The 12,701-nt window shown below is 67.1% G+C and carries 10 protein-coding genes; 1 reads left to right on the forward strand and 9 read right to left on the reverse strand.

Going from position 1 to position 12,701, the window contains the following annotated elements; translation table 11 throughout:
* Nucleotides 1–15 precede the first annotated feature (15 nt).
* Nucleotides 16–1,455: a carbohydrate-binding domain-containing protein gene (locus QMO56_RS18035; protein ID WP_283527965.1), complete on the reverse strand. Its 1,440-nt coding sequence runs from the start codon at nt 1,453–1,455 to the stop codon at nt 16–18.
* A gap of 673 nt (nt 1,456–2,128) precedes the next feature.
* Between QMO56_RS18035 and QMO56_RS18040 the strand changes: the two genes are divergently transcribed.
* Entirely contained in the window at nt 2,129–2,413 is a 285-nt protein-coding gene (locus tag QMO56_RS18040; protein ID WP_283527967.1) for a hypothetical protein, read from the forward strand.
* 146 nt (nt 2,414–2,559) lie between these two features.
* Here QMO56_RS18040 and QMO56_RS18045 read toward each other — a convergent pair whose 3' ends face one another.
* From QMO56_RS18045 to QMO56_RS18080, 8 genes are all read right to left on the reverse strand, one after another.
* A complete protein-coding gene (locus QMO56_RS18045) occupies nt 2,560–3,588 on the reverse strand; it encodes an ABC transporter permease (protein ID WP_283527968.1) in 1,029 nt (342 codons plus the stop codon).
* A gap of 10 nt (nt 3,589–3,598) precedes the next feature.
* Nucleotides 3,599–5,104: a sugar ABC transporter ATP-binding protein gene (locus tag QMO56_RS18050; protein WP_283527970.1), complete on the reverse strand. Its 1,506-nt coding sequence runs from the start codon at nt 5,102–5,104 to the stop codon at nt 3,599–3,601.
* 12 nt (nt 5,105–5,116) lie between these two features.
* The gene (locus tag QMO56_RS18055) at nt 5,117–6,238 is read right to left on the reverse strand and encodes a sugar ABC transporter substrate-binding protein (RefSeq protein ID WP_283527972.1); all 1,122 of its coding nucleotides are present in this window, start codon (nt 6,236–6,238) and stop codon (nt 5,117–5,119) included.
* Nucleotides 6,239–6,256: 18 nt separating this feature from the next.
* Complete coding sequence (locus QMO56_RS18060) at nt 6,257–7,999, reverse strand: ABC transporter ATP-binding protein (protein WP_283527974.1); 1,743 nt, start codon at nt 7,997–7,999, stop codon at nt 6,257–6,259.
* Entirely contained in the window at nt 7,992–9,125 is a 1,134-nt protein-coding gene (locus tag QMO56_RS18065) for an ABC transporter permease (RefSeq protein ID WP_283527976.1), read from the reverse strand. Before QMO56_RS18065 ends, QMO56_RS18060 begins: the two co-directional genes overlap by 8 nt.
* 10 nt (nt 9,126–9,135) lie before the next feature.
* Nucleotides 9,136–10,119 carry an ABC transporter permease gene (locus QMO56_RS18070; protein WP_283527978.1) on the reverse strand — a complete coding sequence of 328 codons (984 nt, stop codon included), beginning with the start codon at nt 10,117–10,119 and terminating at the stop codon, nt 9,136–9,138.
* A gap of 14 nt (nt 10,120–10,133) precedes the next feature.
* Nucleotides 10,134–12,062 (reverse strand): ABC transporter substrate-binding protein, encoded by a 1,929-nt coding sequence (locus tag QMO56_RS18075; protein WP_283527980.1) that lies wholly within the window; start codon nt 12,060–12,062, stop codon nt 10,134–10,136.
* A gap of 101 nt (nt 12,063–12,163) precedes the next feature.
* A partial coding sequence (locus QMO56_RS18080) for an enolase C-terminal domain-like protein (RefSeq protein ID WP_283527982.1) occupies nt 12,164–12,701 on the reverse strand: 538 nt, incomplete at its 5' end.

Consider the following 12,701-nt stretch of genomic DNA (forward strand, 5'->3'; position numbering starts at 1 on the left):
TGAAGCTGCCTCCCCTCAGGCGATGGAGTCGTATACCCGGACGTAGTCGACGGCGATGTCGACATGACTGACGGCGCTGTCGGGCGTGCCATACCAGCTTTGGCTGGGCGACCCGACATAGCCCATCAGTGCAACGCTCATCGGCTCGGAGGCGATGTGCGTCGTCATGGTGTGCTGGGCCTTGCCATCGACGAGCAGGGTGATGCTGTCCGGCGTCCACTCAAGGCCATAGGTGTGCCATTCCGCGTAATTGAGCGCGAACTGATGGGTTTCCTGCACATTGTCGCCGTTGCCGCCCGGTCCCTGCCAGTGGTTGGTGAAAAGGCCGTCGCCCTTCGGCGTTTCCAGGATATCGATCTCGGGCGGCCAGTGATCATCATCGGACGGCCAGAGCAGGAAGCACATACCTGCACCGGTGACTTCCTGGGAAGCCTTGGCGCGAATCTCGACCTTGCCGTACTGGAAGCCGAAACCAGCTCCGTCAGGCGTGGTATAGGCGGCGAGGCCACCGACATGCCAGCCATCCGCCTGCCGGTCGAGTCCGATATTCAGTTGGCCGCCCGACTCCGAGAGTTGATTACGGTCCCAAAAGAACCCGTCATTGTCCCATGAGCGACCGTCAAACAGGTTGGTCCACTTGGAAGTGTCAATGCGGGTGTCGTTGAACTCGTCTGACCATGTTGGCGTGGACGCGAAGTCGCTGGCGCTCTGCGGAACCGTTGCTCCTTCGGTGAAGCTGAACTGGCCGGGCCTTGCGGAGCTGGGCACGCCGATATCGACCTTGAGATCGGCGCCGTTGTAGCTGGCGCCGTCGATGAACAGGTTGCGGTCGGTGCTGACGGAGCCGCCATAGGCGTCGTTGAGGAAACTGACCGACACCTGGTGCGCGCCTGCGGCCCAGTCGCCGTGCAGGGTCAGCGTGTCGCTGAGTCCGGCGTTGTGGTCGGCCGAGGCGGTGAATGTGCCGCCGACCTGCTTGCCGTCGACCTTGACGATGTACTGGGCGCTGCCCTGCCAGGCCTGCTGGCTCACCTTCAGCACCAGGGTGTCACTGCCACTGCCGGCACTCAGCGCAACCGGTGCCAGGCTCGCGGAGGCCCCTTCGGTGAAGCTGAACTGGCCGGGCCTTGCGGAGCTGGGCACGCCGATATCGACCTTGAGATCGGCGCCGTTGTAGCTGGCGCCGTCGATGAACAGGTTGCGGTCGGTGCTGGCGGAGCCGCCATAGGCGTCGTTGAGGAAACTGACCGACACCTGATGCGCGCCTGCGGCCCAGTCGCCGTGCAGGGTCAGCGTGTCGCTGAGTCCGGCGTTGTGGTCGGCTGAGGCGGTGAATGTGCCGCCGACCTGCTTGCCGTCAACCTTGACGATGTATTGGGCGCTGCCCCGCCAGGCATTCTGGCTGATTTGAAGTATCAGTTTATCGGTACCCGAGCCTGCGCTGAGTGCAACCACGAAAAGCTCCCGTCTTGGAGGGTTTGCCTGGATTTTTCCCAAGGCGAACGCTAATTAGCTAGGTATTAATGAAAAGTTAATGCCTATTTTTTTGTTTCAAGATTTTTCAAAGCCTGAATTTGTATTTATTTTCTTCATCCATTACGGATTTTTCTGTAATTATTTCTTTGCGCAGGTGGTTTTATTGCAAATTCTAATTCCATTTAAGGAGATTTAAATAACAAGATAATAAACTTAAAGTTGGTATTCTGGAATCCCCAGCACGAAAGCCCAAGCCCTTAAGGTAAGTGGCTGCCGGTCTTGGTTGTGCCGGAGGGAGGCTTTCGCGCGGCCGGAGATCTGGCGGGGCGCCTTGATCCGCCTGGGGGTCGAGGTGCGGGGTGGCAATGCTGTTCGGAAGTGGGGCACGATGGTTATCCAGGCGCCTTAAAGGCGCGGGCAGACCCGCAGAAGGCCTTTCCCGGATTTGGCCAGAGGAAGCGCACGGCAGGGAACTGAGTGGCTTCGATGGGAGGTCGTCAAGTGCGGGCAGGGCATGAAGTCCTGGGCTGAGAACCTGGTTCGCCCTGCTTCTCGGAAGGACGCGGCCTGAGCGCGAGCGAACCATATGGGCCGAGAACAGCTCAGGCAGGCGGCGGATAGAAAGCTGCCGGTGACCGGCGGAAGACTATTCGTGCTGCAGCTCTGGTTGCCGCCGGAAGCGCGGCCAGGCATCTGCGGCGCTGCACATCCCTCCGGACTCGTGGCGGAATTTTGCAGGCTGCACCAGGCGCCGCAGCGCTGCGGTGCGTTTCCTGGCCTGTGGAAAGGATGGCAAACCATCGTCGCCTGTCAGTCACATCCGGCCGAAGTGGCGGAGGAAGCGTGGGCGCTGGCTGCATCCCCGCTGGGCTTGCTGTCGGAGCGGGCCGGACAGCGGGAGCACGCGCTGTTCCCGGTGCTCAACGGCCTGCCCTGAAGGTGCAGACCGGCGCAACCAGGCGCTGGGTGCCCGGCGAGCGGCCCGCCAGCAGCTCAGCGCTGACGGGCCACAGCTTGCCTCGAAGCCCTGGCCAGCTCTCCAATCTGCCCCATGCCTGCGGCAGGACGCAAAGCCCGGCGCCGCTAGCCGGCGCTGCGCCGCCGGTTCCGCAGTCGCTGGGCGTAGACGTTGATGACCAGCGCCAGCAGCAGTACCAGCCCGCGGATCAGGATCTTCAGGAAACTGTCCATGCGGATGTGGTCGAGCCCATTGTTCAGCACGCCCAGTACCAGCAGGCCGACAATGGTGTTGCCGATGCCGCCCTGGCCGCCGAACAGGCTGGTGCCGCCGACGACGACGGCGGAAATGGCATCCAGCAGGTAGTTATCGAACTGGTTCTGCTGCGCGCTGCCGAAATAGGCCACGCCGAGCATGCCGGCCAGACCCGAGCAGAGGGCGGAGATGACCAGTACCGCACCCACCACCGCCTTGACGCTGACGCCCGAGTGCTCGGCCGCCTCGCGGTTGCCGCCGACCATATAGACGTAGCGTCCAAATCGCGTGTAGGCCAGCACCAGGTGCCCCAGCAGCAGGACCAGTGCGGCCACCACCACGATCCAGGGCACCGGGCCGAGCGAGCCGCTGCCCAGCGTGACGATCGCCTCCGGCACGTTGTAGGCGATCTGGCCGCGGACCAGCAGGGCGGCGATGCCGTTGGCGATCTGCAGCATGGCCAGGGTCATGATGAAGGATGGAATGCCGATCCGGGTCACGCCGAAGGCGGTGACGGCGCCGAGCGCGAGACAGCCCAGCAGCGCGACCAGGATCGCCAGGGGGCCGGGCAGGGGCAGGTTGGCAATGTTCACGCTGGCGTCCTGTACGGTCAGGAAGGCCAGCAGGATGCCGGTCGCGTTCGCGACGCTGGCCACGCTCAGGTCGATCTCAGCGCAAAGGATGACGTAGGTGAGCCCTACCGCGATGATGGCGGTGATCGAAACCTGCTGCAGGATGTTGGCCAGGTTTGCCATGGTGGGGAAGGAGGGGCTGAGTGCGCTGAAGAGCGCGACCAGTGCCAGCAGCGTGGCGAAGGGCGCCAGGTTGCGGAGCTGGCCGCCGAGGCGCTGCCAGAGTGGCTCTCGCAGCGGCGTCCGTTCGGTCAGGGGAGCGGACATGAGGCTTCCTTCACGCGGCTGCGAGCAGGCGGTCCTTGCCGACCGCCTCACCGGCAAACTCCTGCGCCAGCACCCCGCGCCGCATCACCAGGATGCGGTCGGCGAGCGAGAGCACCGTTTCCGGCTCGGATGAGAACACGATGATGGCGAGGCCCTGCGCCCGCAGGCCGCGCACGATCCGCACCACGTCGTCCTTCGCGCCGACATCCATGCCCCGGGTCGGTTCGCTCAGCAGCAGCAGCCGTGGCAGGTGCGTCAGCCAGCGCGCCAGCGCCACCTTCTGCTGATTGCCGCCGGAGAGCTGGCCTACCGGCAAGTCCACCTGCGGCGGCCGGACGCCGAGCGACCGCACATGGTCCTCGGCGATGCGGCGCTCCACCTGCGGGTGCAGCAGGATGCGGCCGATCCGTTCGAGGATGGCGATGCTGATGTTGCGGTAGACCGGCTCCTGCGTGAAGAGCATGGCACGCCGGCTCTCCGGCACGAAGGCGATGCCGGCCCGCTTGGCGGCCGGCGTACCGCCGCGCAGCCGGGCCGGGCGGCCATCCACCCGGACCGTGCCGTGCTCCAGCGGCAGCTTGCCGGCGAGCGCCCGCGCCAGTTCGAGCTGGCCCGAGCCCATGAAGCCGTAGATGCCCAGCACCTCGCCCGCCCGGACCCGCAGTGAGGCGTCCTCGAAAAGCCCCCTCACGGTCAGCCGCTCCGCCTCCAGGACCACCGGCCCCGGCATGAGCGGCGGCAGAGTCACCGCCTCGGTGTAACTCTCTTCCAGCCGCTCATGCCCGGCGCCGATCATGCGCTCGATCAGCCAGGACTTGCCGACCTCCCGCGCGGGCGCGGTGCCGACCCGACGGCCGTTGCGGAACACCGTCACGGTGTCGGAAACGCGCAGGATATCGTCCAGGAAATGCGAGATGAAGACGACGCTGCGGCCGCTCTGCCGCAGCCGCGCCAGCAACTGGAAGAGCCGTTCCACCTCCGGGGGTGAAAGGGCGGAGGTCGGCTCATCCAGGATCAGGATGCGCGCACCGGACATCAGTACGCGCGCCAGTTCGATCATCTGCTGCTGGCCGAGCGGCAGCGCGCCGGCCGGCGCCCCGAGATCCATGGTGATGCCCAGGGCCTCAAGCTGCTCGCGCGCCTGCGCACGCATCCGGCGCCAAGCCACGAAGCCGAGCCGGTTCAGAGGCTGCGCACCGAGCAGGACATTCTCGGCGACGGAGAGGGAGGGCACGACGGACAACTCCTGATGCACCATGCCGATGCCGGCCTCGCGCGCGTCCCGCGGGCTGCGGAAGCGCACGAGCTGCCCGTCCAGGCGCATCTCGCCCTCATACTGCGTGTGCACGCCTGCGATGATCTTCATCAGCGTGCTCTTGCCGGCGCCGTTCTCGCCGACCAGGCCATGGACCTCGCCCCGGTTCAGGGTGAAGTCCACACCCGTGAGGGCCGCCACGCCGGCAAAGTGCTTGGAGACGCCCTGCAACTGCAGCAGGGGCTCCGCTCCGGTTTGCATGCGGTGCGCCGGCTAGATCAGGAAGTACTTCTGCATCCAGGCCATCCCGGCGGCATTGGCCTTGGTGACCACCGGGCCGTCCGTGATGACGTGCTTCGGAATGCCCTCCTCGCCCGTCTTCTCGCCGGCCACCACCGCGGCGACGCCGGCCATGACCGCACCGCCATGGATCCGGCATGAAGGATTGCGCACCGTCGCATGCATGCGCCCGTCCAGCACCGCGGCGAGGGCAGGCGGCATGGCGTCGCAGCCGCCGATCCTGATCTCGGTGCGGCCCTTCGCCCGCATGACGTTGTAGGCGGCGAGCGCCATATCGTCGTTGTGGAAGTAGGCGGCGCTGATCTTGGGATATTTGGTCAGGTGGGTGTCCCAGATGCGGGCCACCTTGGTGACGTCCCAATCGCCGGGCGTGGTATCCAGCACCTCCACCTTGGGATAGCGCTTCACCACCGATTCGAAGCCGCGCGCGCGGCCCTGTGCGCCGGTATGGCCCAGTGCGCCCTGGGTCATGATGATGGTACCCTCGCCGCCGATTGCCTGCATCAACGCCTCGGTGACGGCGGCACCCATGAATTCGTTGTCCGGTGCCAGGAAGCTGTGGACGTTGAGCTGGTCGAGCGGAGCGATCAGCGTATCCATGTCGATGACGGGAACGCCGGCATCGATCATCCGGCGCACCGGCGCGGTGAGCGTGCCGATGCCGAAAGCCTGGATGGCCACGAAGTCCCATTTCTGCGATGCCATGTTGTCGATCGCGCCGCGCTGGCGCGTCGGGTTCAGCTCGCCGTCGAACCAGGTGACGTCGACATTGAAGAGCTTGCCCCAGTATTCGGCGGCCGCCTTGCCTTGGGCACACCAAGTGGCCTGCAGGCCGGCATTGGAGAAAGCGGCCCGCAAGGGGCGCTCCGAGCGGCCCATCTCCGCTGCCAGGGTCGGGGCGATGCCGAGCCCTCCGAGCAGAGGCACGGTAGCGGCGGCCTGCAGCAAGCCACGGCGGCCGCCCGCCGGCGGAACTTCCTTATCCATGACGTTCTTCCCTCCCCGGGCGATCCTTGGCGCCGCCGCAAGGTGCGGGAAGCTTGCATCATTACGATAGAGGAATGCAACTGTCCGGCTCAGGGCTGGCGCGGCCATGCAGGCCGCCCCAGCCCTTCATTCATCACGGTAGCGAGACCTCCGCCCGAGGCCGCGCCGGCGCGGATCGGCGCTGGGCACGGCCGAGAGCAGGGCACGGGTATAACCATGTTCGGGGGCCGAGCAGACCTGCTCCGTCGACCCCGTCTCGACGATCCGGCCGCGATACATCACCGCCATGCGGTCGCAGAAGTAGCGCACCACGCCGATGTCGTGGCTGATGAACAGGAAACTCAGCCCGAGCCGCTCCTGCATGTCCAGCAACAAGTCGAGCACCTGCGCACGGATGCTGACGTCCAGCGCCGAGGTGGCCTCGTCGGCCACGATCAGCCTGGGACTCAGCGCCACGGCGCGGGCGATGCTGATGCGCTGCCGCTGCCCGCCCGAGAAGGCATGCGGATAGCGTTCGGCGGCAGCGGCCGGCAATCCGACCATCTCCAGCAACTCGCCGACCCGGCGGCGCAGCGCCTCGCCGCTGAGCAGGCCATTCACCAGCAGCGGCTCGCCGATGACTTCACCCACCGTCATGCGCGGATTGAGCGAGCCATAGGGATCCTGGAAGATCATGCGCATCTCGCGATGGGCCTGGCGCAGGCCGGCGCGATCCAGCCCCCGCACGTCGGTCACGCTGCCATCGCGCTGGCGCAGCAGGATGCTGCCGCCCTCCGGCTCCAGGATGCGCATGATGCAGCGGCCCAGGGTGGTCTTGCCCGAGCCGCTCTCGCCGACGATGCCGAGCGTCTCGCCCTCGCGCAGTTCGAGCTGCACGCCGGCGACCGCCTGCACCGCCTCGCCCCCCCGGCGGAACAGGCCCTTGCGCGGTGCGAAAACCTTCGTCAGCCCATCGACCTTCAGCAGGATGGGGGCATTCGGCAGCCGCTCCGCGCGCTGTGCCCGCTGTGGCGCCGGCTCCTCCAGCCGGAGCACCGACTGGATGAGCATGCGCGAATAGGCCGCCTGGGGCGCGAGGAAGATATCCTCCACCGGGCCGCGCTCCACCAGGCGGCCGCGATGCATCACCGCCACCTCGTCGGCGATCTCCGCCACCACCCCCATGTCATGGGTGATGAACAGCACGGCCATGCCGAGGTCGCGCTGCAGCTCGCGCATCAGGTCGAGGATCTCGGCCTGGGTGGTGACGTCGAGCGCCGTGGTCGGCTCGTCGGCGATCAGGATCTTCGGGTTGCAGGCCAGCGCCATGGCGATCATGGCGCGCTGGCGCATGCCGCCCGAATATTCGAATGGGTAGCGCTCGAAGGCGTTCTCCGCGCGCGGTACCTCGACGCGCCGCAGCAGCTCGATGGCGCGGGCGCGGGCGGCGCGCCGGTCGAGCCGGGTGTGCAGGCGGATCGCCTCGACCAGCTGGAAGCCGATGGTGTGCAGTGGCGAGAGGCTGGTCATGGGCTCCTGGAAGATCATGGCGATCTCGCCGCCGCGGATCGCCCGCACCTGCCGGCCGCCCGGGTCGAGCTTCGCGATGTCGGTCTCCCCGCCCGCGCCACGGTAGAGGATCGAGCCTGCCTCGATCTGTCCCGGGCGTGGCACGATGCGCAGGATGGCGCGCGCCGTGGCGCTCTTGCCGCTGCCGCTCTCGCCGACGAGGCAGAGGGTCTTGCCGGCATGGAGGTCGAAATCGACCCCGTCGACCGCGCGCAGCGTGCCCTGGCGCAGGGGGAAGCCGATGGTGAGGTTGCGCACCTCCAGCACCGGCTGGCGCAGCGCGGCCGGCATGGCCGGCGCCTGGACGAGCCCCTCAGGCATGGGGGTCGGCCGCGTCGCGCAGGCCGTCGCCGAGAAAGTTGAGCGCCAGCACCGCCACCACCACCGCAGCGCCGGGCAGGAACAGCCAGGGCGCGGCGGCGATGGAGCGGATGTTCTGCGCTTCCTTGAGCAGCACGCCCCAGGAGATCGTCGGCGGCTGGAGGCCCAGCCCGAGGAAGGAGAGGGAGGTTTCGGCCAGGATCATCAGCGGGATCGCCAGGGTCATGGAGGCAATGATGTGGGAGGCGAAGGAGGGCAGCATGTGGCGGAAGATGATCCGCATCTCCGAGCAGCCATCGATGCGCGCGGCGGTCACGAAATCCTCCGTGCGCAGGCTGAGGAAGCGCCCGCGCACGACGCGCGCGAGTTCCGTCCAGCCGATCAGCGAGACGATCAGGGTGATCAGGAAGTAGACCGTCAGCGGCGGCCAGTCGCGCGGCACCGCCGCGGCCAGCGCCATCCAGATCGGGATGGTGGGCAGGGAGATGACATATTCGGTCAGCCGCTGCACCACCCAGTCAACGCGGCCGCCATAGTATCCGGCGAGGCCACCGATGCCGACGCCGAGAAAGAGGCTCAGCGCCACGCCGACCAGCCCCACCGTCATCGAGATCCGCGCACCGTAGATGGTGCGCGAGAGCACGTCCCGGCCGAGCCGGTCGGCGCCTGTCAGGAACAGCGGGTCGCCCGGCTGTTCGGGGGCGAGCAGGTGGCGGCTGGCGGGGAAGAGGCCCCAGAAGCGGTAGGGATCGCCTTCGCCGAACAGCCGCAGGTAGATGCGGCGGTCCGGGTCGGGCACGAAGCGCGCCTGCAGGGTGCGGCGGTCGCGCTCCATCCGGTAGAACGGGACCGAGGGGCGGAAGCGCAGTCCGTCCTCGCCGTGTTCGAACCAGGTGATGCTCTGCGGCGGATGCAGCGCATAGCGCGCGGCGGCGCGGTTCGGGTCCATCGGCGCGAGGAACTCGGCGAAGGCCGCGGTGAAATAGATCAGGCCGACCACGATCAGCCCGAGCATGGCCAGGCGGTGGCGACGGAAGCGCAGCCACATCAGCCGGCGGGGCGAGAGGGTATCGGCCAGACGGGTGGCGGGCAGGGGAGGCGGTGCGGCGGCCGTGGAGGTGCTCATGCCTCGCCCCTCACTCGAAGCGGATGCGCGGATCGAGCAGCGCCAGCAGGATGTCGGAGAGCAGCGTGCCCAGCACCGTCAGGCAACACAGCAGCAGCAGGAAGGCGCCGGCCAGGTACATGTCCTGCGTCAGCAGCGACTGCAGCAGCAGCGGCCCGGCGATCGGCAGGTTCAGCACCACGGCCACGATCACCGAGCCGGAGACCAGATGCGGAAGGATCCAGCCCAGCGTGCTGACGAAAGGGTTCAGCGCGGCGCGCACGGGATAGCGCAGCAGCAGCTTCCATTCCGGCAGACCCTTGGCGCGCGCCGTCTCGACATAGGGCTTGTTCAGCTCGTCGAGCAGGTTGGCGCGCATGATGCGGATCAGGCTGGCGGTGCCGGAGAGGCCAATGACGATCATCGGAATCCACAGATGCGCCAGCAGGTCGAGCACCTTGTCGAGACTCCAGGGGGCGCCCTCGTACTGCTCGGAGAACAGCCCGCCGACGCTCTGCCCGAACCAGGTGACGGCGACGTACATCACCAGCAGCCCGAGCAGGAAGCCGGGCACGGCGAGGCCGACGAAGCCCAGGAAGGTGAAGAGATAGTCGGCGAGCGAATATTTCCGCACCGCCGAGTAGATGCCGATCGGCAGCGCCACCGCCCAGGTGAACAGCAGCGCCGAGAGCGTCACCAGCAGGGTCAGGCCGAGCCGCTCGCGGATCAGTGGCCAGACCGGCTGCTGCCACTCGAAGGACTGGCCGAAATCGCCCTGCAGCACGCCGCCCATCCATTTGAGATACTGCACCGGGAGCGGCTGCCCCAGCCCGTAGCGCTGGCGCAGGTTCTCGAGCGTCGCCTGATCGACCGTCTCCGAGCTTTCCGCGAGCTGCGCGGCGTAATTCGAGAGGTAGTCGCCCGGTGGCAGCTGGATCAGCGTGAAGACGGTGACCGAGGTGAGCAGCAGAAACGGCACCATGGCCAGCAGGCGCCGCCCGATGAAGTGGAGCATGGCGGGCCTCCCATTCAGGCCGTGTAGAAGTACTGCTGCAGCATCGTCGCGCCCGGAGTCGGATAGCTCCAGGAGTCGATCATCGGGCTCGGCACGTTGCGCAGCTTCGCGGCGCGGATGCCGGGCACGCCGAGCGGCCGGCCGATGCCGACGATCTCGAAGGCGTCCGCCGCCTCCTGCAGCATGGCGCGGAACAGCCGCTCCTGCTCCTCACGGCGCCCGGTCTCGCGCCAGCGGGTGAGCAGCGCGAAGCGCCGCTTCATGCTTTCGGTCGGCTCCTCGCCCAGCTTGCCGCCGGACTCGAACCATCTCTGCCATTCCAGGCTCTGCCGGCTGTCGAGCGAATGCTCCGCAACGATGGCGCGCAGCTCCTGCAGGGCATCGAGGCCGCCGCTGACGCTGCTGATGCCGATCTCGTGGTCGTTGCGCTGGGCGCGCTCGTAGAACAGCGAGCGCTCCATGGTGTTGATGCCGAGCTCCAGCCCGACCGCGGCGAGATCGCGCTTGATCAGGTTGGCGGCATCCACCTGGTCCGGCGAGGAGACGGAGACGTCAGCGGTGACGAAGACGCGCTTGCCGTCCGGCCAGAGGCGGAAGCCCTGGCTGTCCTTGCGAGACAGGCCGATGCCGTCGAGCAGCCGCGCCGCCGCGGCCTTGTCATAGGCGATGTACTGCGTACCGAGCTGCTCGTTGTAATAGGGATGCTGCGGCACCGGGCCGACCTGATAGGGCTCGGCCTGGCCGAGATAGATGCTGTCGATGATCTCCTGCCGGTTCAGCGCGTGGCTGACGGCGATGCGGAAGTCCTTGTTGCGGAACAGCTCACGCAGCCGCGGGTCCTTGACCGTCTGGTTGAACCAGAGGCCGCAGACATTGGCCTGCGTGCTGAGGAGATCGACGATCTCGTAGCGGCCGCGCTCCTTGTTCTCCTCCATCACCGGACGGTTCTGCACCAGGATGATGTGGCGGAGCTGCAAATCGAGATCGCCGCCCATGGCGCGCAGCAGGATGGTCTCGATGTCGGAAATGACGGGCAGGGAGAGCCCGTCCACATAGGGAAGCTGGTTGCCGGCGCTGTCCACCTGCCAGAAATAGGGGTTGCGCTGCAGGGTGACGCGGGTCGCGCCGCCGGTATAGGGGTCCACCGTGGTCCAGGGATCGAGGGTCGGGCGTTCCGGGTTCTGCCAGCGCGCCGGAATCTCGATGTCGCCGCAGCGCTGGCGCAGCAGGGCGGTCCAGTCGCTCAGCCCGGCCAGCTGCAGAAGCGCCTGCAGCTTCGCCGGATCGGCATAGGCTGGATGGAACTGCGCGCAATAGGCCTTCTGGTAGAGCACGGGATGCTGACCGAGCGGCGTCGCCAGCTCCTGCAGGAAGCGTCCGTTCGGCGCGGCGAAGGTGAAGCGGACGGTGACCTCGTCGAGCTTCTCCACTTTCATCGGTTGTCCGGCAGTGACATAGCGCGCCGGCGGATTCGGCGTGAAGTCACGGTTGAACAGCAGGTCGTTGCAGGAGAACAGGATGTCGTCGGCCGTGAAGGGCGCGCCGTCCGACCAGCGCATGCCGCGCCGCAGTATGAAGGTGTAAGTGGTGGCGTCGTCGCTGGCGGTCCAGGACTTCGCCACGCAGGGCTCGACCTCGGACATGGTGAGGCTCCAGCGCACCAGACCCTGGTTGCCGACCAGCCGCAGGATGGCATTGTGGTCGCCACCGCCGCGCAGCGCACTGCGGATGGTGCCGCCATAGCGCCCGACCCGCTCATGCGGCTTCACCACCAGCGGCTCCGCGCCGACGCGCTCGGCGACGCGCGGCAACGCGCCTTTCTGCACGCGCGCGGCCAGGGCCGGGGCTTCCTTCAAGCCGGCTGACGCCGTCTGCGCGCGTGCCGCGCTGGCGGCGAACAGCGTGGCGCCGGCTACGCCAAGGATCTCTCTCCTGGTCTGCATTCCCCGTTCCTCCCACCGGGGCGCTTTGCGCGCCTCCGATTGTATTTATTGTTCATCCGTCCAGGCACGTCGGCTTGGCGCCGCGGGTGGCATCCCCGCCTTCAATGCTGCGACACCGTGTGCTCGTGCACCCATTCCAGGTTCACGTCCTCGCCCAGACCTGGCCTGGTCGGCAGGTGCACATAGCCTTCGGCATCCATCGCGTCCGGCAGGCTGTGCAGGTATTCCGGCACCTCGTCGTAATCGAAATGAGGGTGCAGCAGGCCGCGCTCGTACCAGCGGCCATTGGCGATGCAGGCGGCGACGGTGAGGTTGCCGGCTCCGCCACCGTGGATCTCGCAGTCCATGTTGAAGGATTCCGCGAGGTGGCAGTTCTTCAGGGCGGGGGTGATGCCGCCGACATCGTGCACGCCGGTGCGCAGGATGTCGCAGGCGCCGACCTTGATCCACTCGCCGCGCACATGGCCGCGACCGGCCGCGCTCTCGGGGCCGATCACCGGGATGTCGAGCTGCTGCGCAATGTAGCACGTCGATTGGGATGAGCGCTGGGCGTCAACTATGATGAGCGCCGCGGATGCGGTGGTGAAGGTTGTCCAGATGTCGCGCTGCGACAAGAGGGGACGGTAATTGACGTTGCGC

This window comes from Roseomonas sp. E05 (genome assembly GCF_030063475.1).
Taxonomy (GTDB): domain Bacteria; phylum Pseudomonadota; class Alphaproteobacteria; order Acetobacterales; family Acetobacteraceae; genus Pseudoroseomonas.